Below are 16,457 nucleotides of genomic sequence, written 5' to 3' on the forward strand. Positions count from 1 at the left end.
ATCGGGGGGGCGCGCCGGCGGGAGGTCCCGACCGACGGGCGGCGCGGCGGGCGCGCCGCCCGGCGAGTCTTCCGTCCGCCTCCCGCCCACGACCCGAGGGACGACCGCACCGTGACGACCTCCCCCACGCGGCGCCTCGCCGCCGCCCTCTGCGCCCTCGCGATCGGCGCCGTCGCCGCCGGCTGCGGCGGCGAGAGCTCGACCGGCGGGACCACCACCGCCGGGACGACGGCGACGACCGGCACCACCGCGACCGCGCCGGCCCTCACCCTGGTCGAGCGTCTCCCCACCCCCTCCGAGTTCGGCGTCTTCCCCGCCGGCACCCCGGTCACCGCCGACCTCGGCGAGTTCGCCGACGCGCTCGGCGACGGCGACTCGCGGGAGGAGCGGACGTCGGCCCTCACCACCGCGGGCTTCCGTCGCGGCGCCCTGCTGCCCTACGAGGCGGGCGACGACGGCTACGCCCTCGCCTACGTCGCCGAGGTCGACGCCGACGCGGCGCCCGCACTCGCCGAGACGATCGTCGCGGCGGCGCTCGACAGCCGCGACCGGCCCGAGCTCTCGGTCGCCCCGTTCACGACGGGCACCGGGGCGCAGGGCGCCGAGATCTCCGGCACCCGCGACGGGACGGCCATCGCGGGCACGACCATCGTCTTCTCCGACGGCGGGTACGTGTACGGCGTCCAGGTCGCCCGCCAGGGCGGCCCCTCCGCCCGCGCCGACGCCGAGGCCGCCGTCGCCGCCTGGACGGCGCGCGTGACGGGCGCCCCGCCCGCCCCCGAGGACCCGCCGTCCACCACCGGGACGACGACCGGCACCACCGGGTCGTCGACCACCGGCGAGGCCCCCTTCCCCGACCCCGGCGAGGTGGCCCTGCTCGCGAAGGTCCCCCCGGCGACCGCCGACGACTGCAGCCGCACCTCGGAGACGGCGCGCGCGACGAAGGCCACGAGCAGCGTCCGGTGCGACACGCAGGACCACCGCGTCTACTACGAGCAGTTCGCCACGGTGGACGACATGCGGGAGGCCTACGACGCGTACCTCGAGCTCAACGACGTGTCCCGCAACGAGGGGACCACCTGCGACGCGGGCGCACCCGCCGAGGGGGTCTGGGACGGGCCGGACAACCGCGTCGCGTGCTTCATCGACAGCGCCGGCGCCTGGGTCGTCTGGAACTCCGTCGACCTGCGCCTCGTGGCCGTCGCGATCGACCCCGACAGCAACCTCGACCGCGTCTTCGCGTGGTGGGAGGGCCCCGAGTCGGGCCCGATCCTCTGACCGCACGTCAGCCGTGGGGCCCGGGCGCCCGGGCCCCACGGGGCGCGACCCCCGGTCGCGGTCCTACGATGGACCGATGACCACCTCCGCCCGCCTCCGCCTCGGCGTCCTCGACCAGTCACCCGTCGCGGAGGGATCCGACGGGTCGCAGGCCCTGCGCAACACGATCGACCTGGCGTGCCACGCCGAGTCGCTCGGATACGGGCGGTACTGGGTCGCCGAGCACCACGGCGGGCCCATGCTCGCCGGGGCCAGCCCCGAGGCGCTGATCGGCCCGATCGCCGCGGCGACCCGCCGCATGCGGGTCGGCAGCGGCGGAGTGATGCTGCCCCACTACAGCCCCCTGAAGGTCGCGGAGTCGTTCAGCGTCCTCGCCGGCCTCTTCCCCGGCCGCATCGACCTCGGCATCGGCCGCGCCGCCGGCACCGACCCCACCACGACGTTCGCGCTGCAGCGCGACCGGCGGGAGGCGTCACCCGACGACTTCCCCCAGCAGCTCGCCGAGCTGATGGCGTACCTCCGCGACGAGATGCCCTCCGACCACCCCTTCGCGCGCCTCGCGGCCCTCCCCGGCCTGCCGGCGGCGCCGGCGCTGTGGCTGCTGGGGTCCTCGCCGCAGAGCGCCTACTGGGCCGCCGAGGCCGGGCTCCCGTACGCGTTCGCCGACTTCATCAACCCCCTCGGGGCGACGATGGCCGCCGAGTACCGCGACCGGTTCGTCCCCTCGGCCGAGCTCGACGCGCCGCGGGTGATCGTGGGCGTCTCGGCGATCTGCGCCGACACCGACGAGGAGGCCGAGCACCTCGCCTCCAGCGTCACCATGGCGATGCGGATGCTCCGCCGGGGCCGGCTGATCTCCGTGCCGACCCCCGAACGGGCCCGGGAGTGGCTCGCCGAGGACGGGGCCCGCCGCACCCCCCGGCCCGGTGAGCCCCTGAGGCGGGGGTCCCGCCGGATGGTCGTCGGCGCGCCCGACACCGTCCGCGCCGGGCTCGAGGAGGTCGCCGCCGAGTACGGGGCGGAGGAGCTGCTCGTCGTCACCATCACCCACTCCCACGAGGCCCGCCGCCGCTCGTACGAGCTGATCGCCGCGGCAATGCCCGGCGCGACGGCGCCGGAGGCCGCCGCCGCGCACTCCGCGTAGGGACACCCGCCGCGTGACGCGGCGGCACCCGGCGGCGGATGATCGGCGAGGGGTCGTGCGGACCCGGTCACGTGGCGGAGGTGCACGGTGGTGGGACGGTCGCTGGTCGTGTGTGCGGTGGCGGGCCTGGGCGTGGCGGCCGTGGTCGCCGGCGGCGCCGGGGGGCCGGCGGGCGGCGGGGCGCCACGCGCCGAGGACGCGTCCGCGCCGCGCCCGGCGCTGACGCGCTTCGCCACCTGCGACCGGTTCGTCGCGCACGTGCGGCGCCGGGCGCTCGCGTCGGTCGGGCCGTGGGGCCTGACGGGGAGCACCCCCGTGGCGGTGGCGGCGCCGGTCGCCGAGGGCGACCCGGTGCGCGCCGCGGCACCGGCCCCCGCCCTGGCGCCGGGGACGGACTTCTCGGACACCAACGTCCAGGAGGCGGGCGTCGACGAGCCCGACCTCGTCGAGACCGACGGCCGCACCGTCTTCGCGATCGCCGGGGGACGCCTCGAGGCCGTCGACGCCACCGGCGCCGCCCCGCGGGCCCTCCCCGGCCTCGACCTGCCCGGGATGTCGCCGAGCGGGCTGCTGCTCATGGGCGACCGCCTCCTCGTGATCGGCGACGCCGGGACACCCGGCCCGCCGCGGCCGGTGCTCGACACGGTGCGCATCGCCCCCGCCCCGCCGGTGCCGCCGGTGACGGTGGTCGTCGCGCTCGACGTCTCCGACCCGGCGGCCCCGCGCGTGCTGTCGCGCATGCGCGCCGAGGGCTCCCTCGTCAGCGCCCGCCGCACCGGGGGGACGGTGCGCCTGGTGGTCTCCTCGCACGCCCCCCACCTCGACCTCGTCACGCCGGCCGGCGCCGCCCGCGGAACGCGGGCCGCCCTGCGCGCCAACCGGCGCGCCATCGCCGCCGCCCCGGCCGGCGCGTGGCTGCCACGCGTCACGGTGCGGGACGCCGCGACGGGCCGCACGGTGCGGCGCGCCGTCCCGTGCTCCGCCGTCAGCCGCCCGAGCCGCTTCGCGGGGCTCGGCACCGTCAGCGTGCTGACCGTCGGCGTCTCCGACACGCTCTCGCTGCTCGACACCGACGCGGTCCTCACCGACGGGGAGCTCGTCTACGCCTCTCCGACGGCGATGTACGTCGCGACCGCCCGGTGGTCGCCGCCGTCCGCCGCCGACGCACCCGTCGCGCCGCGGGGCGCGACCCTGATCCACAAGCTCGACACCTCCGACCCCACCCGCACGACGTACCGGGCGAGCGGCGTGGTGCCGGGGTACCTGCTGAACCAGTTCTCCCTGTCGGAGCACGCGGGCCACCTGCGGGTGGCGAGCACCGAGGAGCCGGACTGGTGGAGCCCACCGGAGGGCGCGGAGCCCAGCGAGAGCCGCATCACCGTGCTCGCGCAGGACGGCGGGCGCCTCGTGCGGACCGGTGAGGTGCGGGGCCTCGGGCGCGGCGAGCGCATCCACGCCGTCCGCTTCCTCGGCGACCGCGGGTACGTCGTGACCTTCCGCCAGACCGACCCCCTCTACGTCCTCGACCTCGCCGACCCGGCCCGGCCCGTGCTGCGCGGGGAGCTGAAGATCCCCGGCTTCTCCTCGTACCTGCACCCCGTCGACGCGACCACCCTGATCGGCGTCGGGCAGGCCGCCGACGCGCGGGGCCGCACCCAGGGGACGCAGGTGTCGCTGTTCGACGTCACCGACCCCGCGCGACCGTCGCGCATCGCGCAGCGGACCCTCGACACCGACTGGTCCGAGGCCGAGTCCGACCACCACGCCTTCCTCTACTGGCCGGCGAACCGCCTGCTGGTGCTCCCCGCCCAGCGGTACGACGGGTCCGGCGGGGCGCCGTTCCTCGGGGCGGTCGGCCTCGACGTCTCCCGCACCACCGGGATCACGCCGATCGCCCGCATCACCCACCCGGGCGGCCCCGACGCCGCCTGGGCGCCCGTGCGGAGGTCGCTCGTCGTCGGCGGGGCCGTGCTGACGGTGTCGGAGACGGGGGTCCTCGCGAGCGACCTGACCACCCTCGCGCCGCGGGGCTGGGCGCCCTTCGACTGACCGCGCGTCGCCGCTCAAGACGGCCTCCCCGCCCGTCGATGCCGGTGGGGACTACGGGCGAGGGGGCCGGGGGCGGATGCCGGGCATCGGCGGTGGAGGACGGGGACGGGGCGGGGCGGTCGCCGCGATGCGGCGGCGGCACGCGCAGTGGCTCGCGGGCCGCGGCGGGCGGCGCGCCAACGCCGGCGGGACCGACCTGGAGGGCGCCGACCTCACCGGCGCCGACCTGCGGCGCGCCGACCTCACCGGCGAGAACATGCGCGGCGCCCGGCTCACCCGGGCCCGGCTGTCGAACGCGGTCCTCTCGGGCGCGGACCTGAGCGGGGCCGACCTCCGCGCCTGCAGCCTCGTCGGCGCCGACCTCGGCGGGGCCCGCCTGACCGGCGCCCGGCTGCAGGAGGCCAACCTCGCGGGCGCGAACCTGCGCCGCGCGGTGCTGCGCGACGCCGACCTGACGGGCGCGCACCTCGCGGACGCGGCGATGGAGGGCGCGGACCTGTCGGGCGCCAACCTGCTCGCCACCACCTGGGGCGACGGCGCCCCCGCACCCGAGCCGGTCGCGGCGCCCGCGCCGTTCAGCATGGCCGGGGCCGACCTGCGCAGCGCCGCCCTCGCGGGCTTCGACCTGCGCGGCGCCGACCTGACGGAGGCCGACCTGACGGGCGCCGACCTGCGGGGCGCGGACCTCCGCGGCGCCCGCCTCTTCCGCGCCCGCCTCGAGGGGGCGCTGCTCGACGGGAGCACCCTCGACGGCGCCGACCTCGGCGAGGCCGACCTGCGCGCCGCGCACTTCGCGGGCGGACCCGCGCGGGCCGCGGCGGAGACGGCCGCCACCGCCCCCGTCGCCGCGGTCGCGACCCCGACGGGCGGCATCCGTCCCGGCCTCGTCCTGGCGGCGGCCCTCGCGCTCGCGGCGAGCGTCGCGCTCACCTTCGCCCTCCCCGCCCTCCTGGGCGGCGGGCACGAACCCCTCCCCTCCGCCGCCGCCTCCGCCCGACCGGCGGCGCCGGCCGTCGCGGCGCCGGCGGAGGTCGCGCTCGAGGCCGTCGGCCCGGAGGGGTCGTGGATCGAGGTGCGCGAGGGGACGACCCGCTCCGGGCGCCTCGTGTTCCGCGGGCTCCTCGGGCCGGGCTCCCTCCGCCCCGTCCCCCTCGGCACCGGTCTCTGGATGCGCGTCGGCAACCCCGACGGCCTGCGGGGGACCCTCGGCGACGAGGCCCTCGCCTTCCGGGGCGCGACGGGCGATTTCACCGTGGACGCGACCGGGATCGTGCGCCGGGCGGACTGACGCCCGACCGATCCCCGGGCGATCCCCCCACGGGACGTCCATAATGCCGCCCGTGCTCGACGTCTCCCTCGTGGCCTGGGCCGCGACGATCGCCCTCGTCCTGGGGCTGCTCGCCCTCGACCTGACCGCCACCTCCGGGGGCCGCGCGCACGTCGTCGGCTTCCGCGAGGCCGTCGCCTGGTCGGTCTTCTACATCGGCGTCGCCGTCGCCTTCGGCATCGTCTTCGGGATGCTCGCCGGCTGGGACTACGGCACCGAGTACTTCGCGGGCTACATCGTCGAGAAGAGCCTGTCGGTCGACAACCTCTTCGTCTTCGTGATCATCATGACCACGTTCGCGGTGCCCCCCGAGCACCAGCAGCGGGTGCTGACGTTCGGGATCATCATGGCGCTGGTCCTGCGGGCGATCTTCATCGCCCTCGGCGCGGCGCTGCTCGCGGCCTTCTCGTTCATGTTCCTGCTGTTCGGGCTGCTGCTGCTCTTCACCGCGGTCCAGCTGTTCCGGCACCGCGACCAGGACCCGACGATCGAGGACAACAAGATCGTCGCGTTCGCGCGACGGCGGTTCTCGATCACGCCCGACTACGTCGGGGGGAAGATCGTGACGAAGGTCGGCGGCAAGCGGATGCTGACCCCGATGTTCCTGGTGCTGCTGACGATCGGCACCACCGACCTGCTGTTCGCCCTCGACTCGATCCCCGCCGTCTTCGGCGTCACCGAGGAGGCCTACATCGTCTTCACGGCGAACGCCTTCGCGCTGCTCGGGCTGCGGGCCCTCTACTTCCTGGTGTCGGGGCTGCTCGACCGGCTGGTCTACCTCTCGACGGGCCTCGCGCTGATCCTCGCGTTCATCGGCGGCAAGCTGGTGCTGCACTACGCGCACCTGCAGAACAACGACATCCCCGAGGTCTCGACGAACCTCTCGCTCGTCGTGATCGCGGTGATCCTGACGGTGACGACGGTCGCGAGCCTGGTGAAGTCGAAGCGCGACCCGACCGCCCGCGCCCACGCCGGGACGCTGCGCGAGCCGAAGAAGCCCCGGGAGGGCTGACCCCGCCGCCGGGGCCCGGGGTCACTCCGCCCAGGCGATGGTGGTCATCAGCGCGTTCTCGGCCTGGCGCGAGTCGAGGCGGGTGTGCTGGACGACGATCGGCCAGTCCGACTCGATGATGCTCGCGTAGTCCGTGTCGCGGGGGACCGGCTCGGGGTCGGTGAGGTCGTTGAAGCGCAGGTGCAGCGTGCGCCGCGCCGGCACCGTCACCCGGTAGGGCCCGGCGGGCTCCCGGTCCGTGAACAGCAGGTGGATCGTGACGTGCGCGTCGCGGTCGCCGGCGTTCAGCAGGCAGGCCGTCTCGTGGCTCGTCATCGCCGGGGCGGGACCGGTGCTCCCGCTGGGGATCCACCCCTCCGCGATCGCCCAGCGCGTGCGTCCCAGTCCGTCCATCGTCGTCCCTCCCGTCCGCGTCGCCCGGCCGTCAGGCGCGGGGCGCCTGGTTGCGGTTGCGCATCCTCTTGATGATGAACGGGAGGGCGACGGGGAGCAGGCGGAACAGCATCTTCCTCATGGGGGGCCTTTCTCGGGGGTCCGGTGCGACGCACTCAAGATCCCCCGAGACGGCCGGGCCCAACCCGGGTCGGGTCCCCCGGGTCAGCCCTCGATCGGGTGGTTCGCCCGCATCATCGACGTGGCGTCGTACCGGGCGCGCACCGCGAGCAGCCGGGCGTGCGCGTCCTCGTCGAACGCGGTGGCCGACGCGGTGGGCCGCTCCGCGAAGTTGAGGTAGCTGCGGCCCCGGCCCCAGGGGGCCATCGCGGCGACGATCCGGTCGGCGTGGGCCTCGACGGCGCGGCCCATCTCGGGGTCCATGGGGATCCCGACCGCGAACAGCGCGAACCGGGCGTCGAGGCGGTCGAGGGCGCCGGCGTCCTCCGCCGGGCGCGCCAGCGCGCCCCCGAGCTGCCGCAGCTCCAGGGCGAGCAGCGGGGAGCCGCTGCCGGGGCCGCCCTCGCGCACGAGGGTGGCGATCGCCTCGTCGGTGAGCGCGTCGAGCATCGATGCGTTGCTCAGGCCCGGGGTCGGGCCCTCGGGGTCCTGGTGCAGCCGCACGAGCCCCGACGCCGGCATCGGGCCGATGGTGTCGATCTCCGGGCCGAGGGCCCGCAGCGGCGCGAGGAGGGCGTCGGCGTCGACCTCGTCGGGGAGCACCGCGACCTCGATGACCACGAGGCTCCGGCCACGCAGGGGCTCGGGGATCATCGGGATCGGGGGGAGCTGCAGGATGCGGGCCGCCGACGTGACGGCATCGGGGGCCGTCTCCGTCCACGCGTTCCAGGCGGTGAGGACGCGGTGGGAGTCCTCCCACGGCCAGATCAGCCACCCGGCGACGACCTCCTCCAGCGGGAAGAGGCGCATCTCGATCGACGTGACGACGCCGAAGTTGCCGCCGCCGCCGCGGAGCGCCCAGAAGAGGTCCGGCTCGTTCTCGTGGTCGGTGCGCACCAGGCGGCCGTCGGGCAGCACGATCTCGATGGCGGTGACCGCGTTCGACGCGAGGCCGTGGCGGCGCGCGAGCCAGCCGACGCCCCCGCCGAGGGTGTAGCCGGCGACGCCGACGTCGGGCGAGGAGCCGTGCAGCGCGACGAGCCCGTGGGCGGCCGCCGGCGTCACGACGTGCTCCCAGAGGGCGCCGGACTGGACGACGGCGATCCGCCGCTCGGGGTCGATGCGGACGTCGGTCATCGCGCTCGTCCGCAGGAGGATCGTGTCGGAGAGGTCACGGAACGGGCCGGGGTTGTGGCCGGTGCCCTGCGGGGCGACGCGCATGCCGAGGGAGCGGGCGAAGGCGACGATCTCCGTCACGTCGCGCGCGTTGGTCGGCAGCGCGACCGCGGCGGGCCGCTGGTCGATCGCGACGTTCCAGGGCATGCGGGCGGCGTCGTAGCCCTCGTCGCCGGGGACGTACAGCTGGCCGTCGATGGCCGCCCGGAGGGCGTCGAGGCCGGCGGTGGTGGGGTCGAGGGTGGTGCTCATCGGGGTTCTCCTCCGCGACGCGGGTCGTCTGCATGACTGCTGCGACGACTCTCGTCCGGCGGCGCCCCGGCGGCGTCGGGGATGTGCCCGGGGTGGGCCCCTAGTCCGCCCCTAGGGACCCCGGGGACGCCCCGTCGGCGGCGTCCGCGCCGTGGAAGCGGCCGACGGGGACCACCATCGGCGCGCCGCAGACGGGGTCGGGGACGACGCGCGCCTCCAGGCCGAACGCGGCCCGCACCGTCTCCGCGGTCAGCACGTCGGCGGGCGGCCCCCCGGCGATGAGGGCGCCGCCGGCCATCACCACCAGGTGGTCGGCGTAGCGGGCGGCCAGGTTCAGGTCGTGGAGGACCATCACGATGGTGGTGCCGCGGGTGCGGTTGAGGTCCATCAGCAGGTCGAGCACGTCGATCTGGTGGGCGACGTCGAGGAAGCTGGTCGGTTCGTCGAGCAGCAGGATCTCGGGGTCCTGGGCGAGCGCCATCGCGATCCACACCCGTTGCCGCTGGCCGCCCGAGAGCTCGTCGACCGCCCGGTCCACGAGGTCGATGGTGTCGGTCGCGGTGAGCGCCGCCGCGACGACGCGGTCGTCGTCGCTGTGGGCACGGCGCAGCCAGCCCTGGTGGGGGTGGCGTCCGCGGCGCACCAGCTCGCCCACCGTGATGCCGTCGGGGGCGTGCGGCTGCTGGGGCAGCAGGCCGAGCACGCGCGCGACCTCGCGGGTCGGCAGGCCGTGGACGTCGCGCCCGTCGAGGGTCACCGTGCCCGCGTCGGGGCGCATGACGCGGGCGATGCCGCGCATCAACGTCGACTTGCCGGACGCGTTCGCGCCGACGACCGCGGTGATCCGGCCGTCGGGCACGGCGAGGTCGAGGCCGTCGACGACCCGCCGCCCGTCGTACCCGAGCACGAGGCCGCGGGCGACGAGCTCGTGGTGGCCGGCGCGGGTCACGCGGCCCCCCGCCCGGACGTGGCCAGCAGCCACAGCAGGTAGGGCGCGCCGATCGCGCCGGTGACGACGCCGACCGGCAGCTGCACGTCGCCGGGCAGCAGGTGCAGGGCGACGAGGTCGGAGGCAGCCACGACGACGGCGCCGGTGAGGGCCGCCGGCACGAGGGCGAGCCCGCCCGTGCGCGTCAGGCGCCGGGCGATCGGGGCCGCGACGAAGGCGACGAAGGCGATCGGGCCGGCGGCGGCGGTCCCGACCGCGGCGAGCCCGACGGCCGCCGCGAGCAGGGCCCGGCGGGCGGCCTCGGCGGGGACGCCGAGGCCGGTGGCGAGGTCGTCGCCGAGCTGCAGCGCCCGCAGCCTGGCGGCGCCGAGGCCCGCGACGGGCAGCAGCACCGCCATCGCGGCGGCGAGCAGCGCGATCTCGTGCCAGCGCGACGAGCCGACGCTCCCGACCATCCACACGAGGGCGGCCTGCGCCTCCCGCACGTCGCTGCGGGTGAGCATGTAGCCGAGGGCGCTGTTCGCCATGAACGCCGCCCCGATCCCGATCAGGACGAACCGGTTGCCCGTCACGCCGTCGCGCCAGGCCAGCAGGTAGATCGCCGCCGCGACGCCGACGGCGCCGAGGACGGCGGCGGCCGACACCCACAGGGCGCCGAGGCCGAGGACGAGCAGCGCGTAGACGGCCGCGGCCGACGCGCCCCAGCTGATGCCGAGGATGTCGGGGCTGGCGAGGGGGTTCCCGAGCACCGACTGGAAGAGGGCGCCGGCCACGCCGAACGCCGCGCCGACGAGCACCCCCGTCGCGAGGCGCGGCAGCCGCAGCTCGAGCACGACGAAGCGGCCGAGGCCGTCCCCGCGCCCGAGGAGGGCGGCGGCGACGTCCGCGGGGGGCACCGGGAAGCCGCCGACGGTGAGCGCGAGGGCGGCGAGGGCGAGCAGGACGGCGGCGAGCGCCGCGGTGACGGTCCGCTCCCGCCGCCGCGCGCGGTGGCGGCGCTCCCGCACCCGGGCGACGCCGTCGCGCTCCCGGACCGCGGCGGTGCTCACAGCTCGGCCAGCCGGCGGCCGCGGACGAGGGCGATCAGCACGGGGGCCCCGGCGAACGCGACGACGAGGCCCGCCTCGATCTCCCCGGGCGGTGCGACGACGCGGCCGGCGACGTCGGCGGCGATCAGCAGGATCGACCCGAGCAGCGCGGAGTAGGCGATGATCCAGCGGTGGTCGGGACCGGTGATGCGCCGGGCGACGTGGGGGACGACCAGGCCGATGAAGACGATCGGCCCGGCGAGGGCGACCGCCGACCCGCACAGGAGCACGATCGCGGTGCCCGCCGCCGCGCGGGCCCGGCCGAGGTGCTGGCCGAGGCCGCGGGCGACGTCGTCGCCCAGCGACACGGCGTTCAGCATGCGCCCCGTCCCGAGCGCGAGGAGGGCCCCCGCGACGAGGAACGGCAGGAGCGTGACGAGCACCCCGAGGTCGCGGCCGACGAGGGATCCGACGATCCAGAAGCGGTAGAGGTCGAGCGTGTCGATGTCGGTCAGCAGCAGGATCGTGGTGAGGGAGGTGCCGGCCGCGGTGACGGCGGCGCCGACGAGCGCCAGGGTCACGGGGGTGGGTCCGTCCCTGCCGAGCGACCCGATCCCGTGGACGAGGGCGGCGGCGAGGGCGGCGCCCGCGAAGGCGAACCACACGTAGCCGGAGGCGCCGGAGACGCCGAACCAGGTGATCGCCGCGACCACCGCGAGCGACGCCCCGGCGTTCACCCCGAGCAGCCCCGGGTCGGCGATGGGGTTGCGGGTGAGGCCCTGCATGACCGCACCCGCCACGCCGAGGGCGGCGCCGACGGCGAGGCCGATCAGGGTGCGCGGCAGGCGCTGGTCGCGCACGACGAGGCCGTCGTTGCCCCCCGCGCCGGGGTCGATGAGGGCCTGCAGCACCGTGACCGGGGACACCGACCGCGATCCGACGGCGAGGCCGAGCAGCATCACGGCCGCCAGCAGCAGCCCCGTGAGCAGCAGTCCCGTCGCGAGGGTGCCGCGGCGGCCGGAGGGGCGGGCGCCCCCCCGGCCGGGGTGCTCAGGAGGCGTCGGCCCGCTCCGCCGCCTCCGCCAGGATGTCCACGTACTCGTCGAGGCCCCACGTCAGGGACAGGGCCGTCGGCGGGGACACCGACGCGATGAAGTCCTTGCCGACGACCTCCGCGACGGTGCCCTCCGCGACCTGGGGCAGCAGCTTCGCCCGGGCCGACGCGAGGAACGCCGTCGACAGCTCCTCCGTGTCCGCGAAGCTGACGAGGATGTCGCTCTCCAGCTCGTCGAGCCGCTCCGTGCTGAGCGTGTAGTAGAAGGTCTCGTCGCCGTCGGCGAGCGCCTCCACCGACGGGGCGCTCACCAGCCCGAGCGACAGCGTCGCCTCCACCCGGGGGTCGGCGGGCGTGTAGACGTAGAACGTCCCGGCGGTGTCCCAGACCATCGCGACGGACTTGCCGGCGAGCACCGGGTGCTCGGCGGCCTGCGCGGCGAGCTCGGCGTCGATCTCCTCCAGCAGGGCCTCCGCCCGGTCGTCACGGCCGAGGGCGGTGCCGACGATGCGGATCGTGTCCGTCCACGGGGTCGCCCACGCCTCGCCGGGGTAGGCGACGGTCGGCGCGATCGCGGACAGCAGCTCGTACTGCTCCTCCGTGATGCCGGAGTAGGGGGCGAGGATCACGTCGGGCTCCGCCGCGGCGATCTCCTCGTACGGGGGCTCCTCCGACTCGGGCAGCACCGTCGGGATCGCGGTGCCGTCGGCCTCGAGCGCCTCGCGGATCCAGGGGAGCACGCCGTCGGCGTCGCCGCCGTAGCTCTGCGAGGGGATCGCGACGGGCACCACGCCGAGGGCGATGGCGGCGTCGGCGCTGCCCCAGCCCCAGGTCACGACGCGGGTGGGCTCCGCGTCGATCGTCGTCTCGCCGAACGCGTGGGGGATCGTCACCGGGAAGGTCCCCGTGGCCGCCGTCGCGGCGCCGTCACCCGCCGACGTGTCGTCGTCGCCGCAGCCCGCGACGACCGCCAGCGCGCACGCGACCGCCAGCACCGTCAACCATGCACGCGCCATCTCCACCCCTCATCCGTGTGACTGACCGTATCCAGCAAGTTCGGTGCGCCACACTACAGACGTTCGGTGGCACGGCAAGGGGCGCCGGGGGGCGTGGACGGGAACGGGTGGCGGCGGTCGTCCTGCCGGTCAGGCGAACGACTCGGTGCCCAGCGCCACGAGGTCGGACCGCGAGCCGACCCCCAGCTTCTGGAACACCTTGCCGAGGTGGTACTCGACGGTCTTCGGGCTCAGGAAGAGCTGCGACGCGACCTCCTTGTTGGAGGCGCCCTCGGACACGAAGCGCGCGATGCGGCGCTCCTGCGGGGTGAGCGCGGCGGCGGCGCCGGGGTCCCGGGTGCGCAGCGACTCCCCGGTCGCCCGCAGCTCGTCCTGGGCGCGGGCCGCCCAGACGGCCGCCCCGAGGGTCTCGAAGGCGCCGAGCGCCGACCGCAGGTGGACGCGCGCGTCGCTGCGGCGCCCCGCCCGGCGCAGGGCCTCGCCGAGGGCGAGCTCGGTGCGGGCTCGGGTGCCGGCGGACGGCCCCCCGCCCTCCATCTCCAGCGCCCGCGTGAACAGCGCGACGGCCTCGTCGCCCTCGGCCAGCAGCCCGCGGCACCGGAGGGCCATCGGCTTCGCCCACGCCGTCCCGGTGGCCGCCGACCAGCGCTCCAGCCGCGCGACGGCGTCGTGGGCGGCCTCCGGGCGCCCGGCGCGCCCCGCGGCGTGGGCCAGCGGCGGCACGGTGGCGTAGGCGGCGAGGGGGCTGCGCCAGGCCCGCGCGGGGTCGCCCGTCATCGGGGTGAGGCGGGCGAGCGCGGCGGCGTACTCCCCCTGCCCCAGCTCGAGCTCGGCGAGGGCGAAGGTCGCCGTCTCCCAGACCGGCAGCAGGCCACGGCGCGACGCCAGGGCGAGCGCGAGGCCCGCCTCGGCGTGGCAGGCCTCGGCGTCGCCGCGGAGCGCCGCGACGATGGCGAGCACCGCGTGCGCCTGGCCGACGCTGTTCTCGAGGCCCGCCTCCTCCGTCAGCCGGAGGGCCTCCTCGCCGTCCGCCCACGCGTCGTTGACGCGGCCGAGCCACGCGAGCAGCGCCCCGCGGCGGGTGAGCGCCACGGCGAGCGTCGCGAAGGCGCCGCGGGCGCGGGCGAGCTCGATCGCGCGCGAGTGGCGGGCGAGGGTGCGGTCGTGGTCGCCGAGCCAGGTGTCGGCGTTCGAGGCCCACACGAGGCGCCGCGGGTCGTCGGAGTCGTCGCCCGCCGCGGCGGCCGCCCGGAGCGGGCCGACGGCGTCCTCGATGCGGCCGGAGACGGCGCAGCGGACGCCCGCGAGCCAGGCGCGCCCCTCCCGGCTGACGTCGAGGGGCAGCGCGTGCGCCCGCTCGTCGGCGGCGACGACGCCCTCCAGGTCCCCGGCCATCGCGGCGGCCTCCCCGGCGCGCAGCAGCATGTCGGCGGCCGCGACGGGGTCGGTCGCGCGCGACGCCGCCTCGAGCAGCATCGGGTTCGCGTCGGCGGGGCGCTCCCGCACCACCGCGATCGCGGCGCGCACCGACAGGATCCGGGTGCGCAGCGCGTCGTCGTCGGCGCGCGCCTCCGCCTGGTCGGCGAGCGCCTGCGCGAGCGGTGCCCGCCCCGCCTGCCACGCGGCCTCGGCGGCCGCCACGAGCCGCCGCAGCCGCGACGCCTCGTCGGTGCTGAGCTGGGCCGCCCGCTCCAGGGCCGCCGCGGCGGCGGCGTGGCCGCTGCGGGCGCCGGCGCGCTCAGCGGTGCGCTCCAGCTCGGAGGCGATGCCCTCGTCCGCCACCAGGCTCGCGGCGGCGCGGTGCCAGGCCCGCCGGTCGGCGTCGTCGTCGGCGGCGAGCACCTCGGCGAGGGCGGCGTGGGCGGACTGGCGCAACGCGAACGACAGGCCGCGGTGGAGGGCGGAGCGGGCCATCGGGTGGCGCAGCTCGACGCGGTTGCCCGACACGCGCAGCAGCCCCGAGCGCTCCGCCGCCTCGAGGTCGGCGGCGCCGGCGCCGAGGCGCGCCGCGGCGGCCGCGACGACGCCGAGGTCGCCGGTGTCCTCCGCGGCGGCGACGGCGAGGACCGCCCGCGCGCCCTCGTCGAGGTCGCGCGCACGGTCGACGAAGGCGCGCTCCAGGCGGCCCGTCAGCGGCAGGTGCTCCGGCAGCGGGGCCCGCCCGGCGAGCTGCTCGGCGTCGAGGAGGAGCGGCAGCTCGACGAGGGCGAGGGGGTTGCCGCCCGTGAGGCTGACGAGCCGCTCGGCGACGTGGGGGGCGAGCGCCGGGCCGACGCGCTCCTCCAGCAGCGCGCGGGCGGCGGCGCGGTCGAGGCCGCGGAGGCGCAGCTCCGGCACGCCGGCCCCCTCGAAGCGACGCACCTCGCCCTCGCGGGCGGCGAGGAGCATCGCGATCGGCTCCGCGCCGAGGCGGCGGGCGATGAAGCCGAGGGCCTCCGCCGACGGCCGGTCGAGCCACTGGGCGTCGTCGACGACCACCAGCACGGGGCGCTCCTCGGCCATCGCGTCGAGCAGCCCGAGCGCGCCGAGCGAGATCAGGAACCGGTCGTCGACGCGGTCGAGGGACATGCCGAACGCGCCGCGCAGGGCGGCGGCGTGGGGCTCCGGCAGCCGGTCGAGGCGGTCGAGCCCGCCGGCGAGCACCTGGTGGAGGCTCGCGAACGGCAGCTCGGCCTCCGACTCGACCCCCACCGCCCGCAGCACCGTCATGCCCCCGGCGCGCGCCTCGGCCTCGGCGAGCAGCGCCGACTTGCCGATGCCGCCCTCGCCGCGGACGACGAGCGCGGCGCCGCGGTTCGCGCGCGCGCCGTCCAGCAGGTCCGCGACGGCGACCAGGTCGGCGTCGCGCCCGAGGATCAGGGCCTCACCCCAGTTCCCCGAGCAGGTCGGCCACCGACTCCACCACCCGCGACGGCAGGTACGGGAACCGGCCGATCTGCTCGCGCGACGTGAGGCCGGTGAGGACGAGGATCGTCTCGAGCCCCGCCTCGATGCCCGCCACGACGTCGGTGTCCATGCGGTCGCCCACCATCGCCGTCGTCTCCGAGTGGGCGTCGATCGCGTTGAGGGCGGAGCGCATCATCAGCGGGTTCGGCTTGCCCACGTAGTAGGGCTCGACGCCCGTCGCCCGCGAGATCAGCGCCGCCACCGCGCCCGTCGCCGGGAGCAGCCCGTCGAGGGTCGGCCCCGTCGGGTCGGGGTTCGTCGCGATGAACCGCGCCCCCGCGTCGATCAGCCGGATCGCGCGGGTGATGCGCTCGAAGCTGTAGCTGCGCGTCTCGCCGAGGACGACGTAGTCCGGCGACCGCTCGGTCAGCGTGTAGCCGGCGTCGTGGAGGGCCGTCGTGAGGCCCGCCTCGCCGACGACGAATGCCGAGCCGCCGGGGCGCTGGTCGTCGAGGAAGTGCGCCGTCGCGAGCGCCGAGGTCCAGATGTTCGACTCGGGCACCTCGATCCCGCTGCCGCGCAGGCGCGCCGCGAGGTCGCGGGGCGTGTAGATCGAGTTGTTGGTGAGCACGAGGAACGGCGTCCCGCGCTCGCGCAGGGCCGCGACGAACGTGTCCGCGCCGGGGACGGCGGTCTCCTCGCGCACGAGGACGCCGTCCATGTCCATCAGCCAG

The 16,457-nt window shown here is 76.8% G+C and carries 13 protein-coding genes; 5 read left to right on the forward strand and 8 right to left on the reverse strand.

From position 1 onward, the window contains the following. Positions 1-111 precede the first annotated feature (111 nt). The 5 genes from IU369_RS16980 (at position 112) to IU369_RS17000 (ending at position 6,810) form a co-directional block, all read left to right on the forward strand. A complete protein-coding gene (locus IU369_RS16980; protein WP_217922167.1) occupies positions 112-1,278 on the forward strand; it encodes a hypothetical protein in 1,167 nt (388 codons plus the stop codon). 76 nt (positions 1,279-1,354) lie between these two features. After that, a complete protein-coding gene (locus IU369_RS16985) occupies positions 1,355-2,422 on the forward strand; it encodes an LLM class flavin-dependent oxidoreductase (RefSeq protein ID WP_217922168.1) in 1,068 nt (355 codons plus the stop codon). A gap of 90 nt (positions 2,423-2,512) precedes the next feature. Beyond that, positions 2,513-4,471, forward strand: coding sequence for a beta-propeller domain-containing protein (locus IU369_RS16990; protein ID WP_217922169.1), 1,959 nt, complete (start codon positions 2,513-2,515; stop codon positions 4,469-4,471). 76 nt (positions 4,472-4,547) lie between these two features. After that, on the forward strand, positions 4,548-5,759 hold the full coding sequence (locus IU369_RS16995) for a RodZ domain-containing protein (protein WP_217922170.1): 1,212 nt from the start codon (positions 4,548-4,550) through the stop codon (positions 5,757-5,759). Positions 5,760-5,811: 52 nt separating this feature from the next. Continuing rightward, a complete protein-coding gene (locus IU369_RS17000; protein ID WP_217922171.1) occupies positions 5,812-6,810 on the forward strand; it encodes a TerC/Alx family metal homeostasis membrane protein in 999 nt (332 codons plus the stop codon). Positions 6,811-6,831: 21 nt separating this feature from the next. Here IU369_RS17000 and IU369_RS17005 read toward each other — a convergent pair whose 3' ends face one another. The 8 genes from IU369_RS17005 to IU369_RS17040 form a co-directional block, all read right to left on the reverse strand. Next, positions 6,832-7,203: a sensory rhodopsin transducer gene (locus IU369_RS17005; RefSeq protein WP_217922172.1), complete on the reverse strand. Its 372-nt coding sequence runs from the start codon at positions 7,201-7,203 to the stop codon at positions 6,832-6,834. Positions 7,204-7,407: 204 nt separating this feature from the next. Beyond that, entirely contained in the window at positions 7,408-8,790 is a 1,383-nt protein-coding gene (locus tag IU369_RS17010) for an FAD-binding oxidoreductase (protein ID WP_217922173.1), read from the reverse strand. A 100-nt stretch (positions 8,791-8,890) separates the two neighbouring features. Then, positions 8,891-9,739 carry an ABC transporter ATP-binding protein gene (locus tag IU369_RS17015; RefSeq protein ID WP_246551298.1) on the reverse strand — a complete coding sequence of 283 codons (849 nt, stop codon included), beginning with the start codon at positions 9,737-9,739 and terminating at the stop codon, positions 8,891-8,893. Then, positions 9,736-10,788, reverse strand: a complete 1,053-nt coding sequence (locus IU369_RS17020) for a FecCD family ABC transporter permease (RefSeq protein WP_217922174.1) — start codon at positions 10,786-10,788, stop codon at positions 9,736-9,738. The genes IU369_RS17015 and IU369_RS17020 overlap by 4 nt, the downstream gene beginning before the upstream one ends. After that, positions 10,785-11,726, reverse strand: coding sequence for a FecCD family ABC transporter permease (locus tag IU369_RS17025; protein WP_246551550.1), 942 nt, complete (start codon positions 11,724-11,726; stop codon positions 10,785-10,787). Before IU369_RS17025 ends, IU369_RS17020 begins: the two co-directional genes overlap by 4 nt. A 91-nt stretch (positions 11,727-11,817) precedes the next feature. Next, the gene (locus IU369_RS17030) at positions 11,818-12,837 is read right to left on the reverse strand and encodes an iron-siderophore ABC transporter substrate-binding protein (RefSeq protein ID WP_217922176.1); all 1,020 of its coding nucleotides are present in this window, start codon (positions 12,835-12,837) and stop codon (positions 11,818-11,820) included. 129 nt (positions 12,838-12,966) lie between these two features. Next, positions 12,967-15,696 carry a helix-turn-helix transcriptional regulator gene (locus tag IU369_RS17035; protein ID WP_343233253.1) on the reverse strand — a complete coding sequence of 910 codons (2,730 nt, stop codon included), beginning with the start codon at positions 15,694-15,696 and terminating at the stop codon, positions 12,967-12,969. A gap of 4 nt (positions 15,697-15,700) precedes the next feature. Further along, the gene (locus tag IU369_RS17040) at positions 15,701-16,450 is read right to left on the reverse strand and encodes an HAD-IIA family hydrolase (protein WP_217924387.1); all 750 of its coding nucleotides are present in this window, start codon (positions 16,448-16,450) and stop codon (positions 15,701-15,703) included. Positions 16,451-16,457: the final 7 nt, after the last annotated feature.

It is taken from the genome of Miltoncostaea oceani (assembly GCF_018141545.1).
Classification (GTDB): Bacteria; Actinomycetota; Thermoleophilia; order Miltoncostaeales; family Miltoncostaeaceae; genus Miltoncostaea; species Miltoncostaea oceani.

Coding starts and splice junctions, on each gene's coding strand:
- IU369_RS16995 (WP_217922170.1), top strand. CDS start 4,548: ATGCCGGGCATCGGCGGTGGAGGACGGGGACGGGGCGGGGCGGTCGCC.
- IU369_RS17010 (WP_217922173.1), bottom strand. CDS start 8,790: ATGAGCACCACCCTCGACCCCACCACCGCCGGCCTCGACGCCCTCCGG.
- IU369_RS17025 (WP_246551550.1), bottom strand. CDS start 11,726: ATGCTGCTCGGCCTCGCCGTCGGATCGCGGTCGGTGTCCCCGGTCACG.
- IU369_RS17030 (WP_217922176.1), bottom strand. CDS start 12,837: ATGGCGCGTGCATGGTTGACGGTGCTGGCGGTCGCGTGCGCGCTGGCG.
- IU369_RS17040 (WP_217924387.1), bottom strand. CDS start 16,450: ATGGACATGGACGGCGTCCTCGTGCGCGAGGAGACCGCCGTCCCCGGC.
- IU369_RS17005 (WP_217922172.1), bottom strand. CDS start 7,203: ATGGACGGACTGGGACGCACGCGCTGGGCGATCGCGGAGGGGTGGATC.
- IU369_RS16985 (WP_217922168.1), top strand. CDS start 1,355: ATGACCACCTCCGCCCGCCTCCGCCTCGGCGTCCTCGACCAGTCACCC.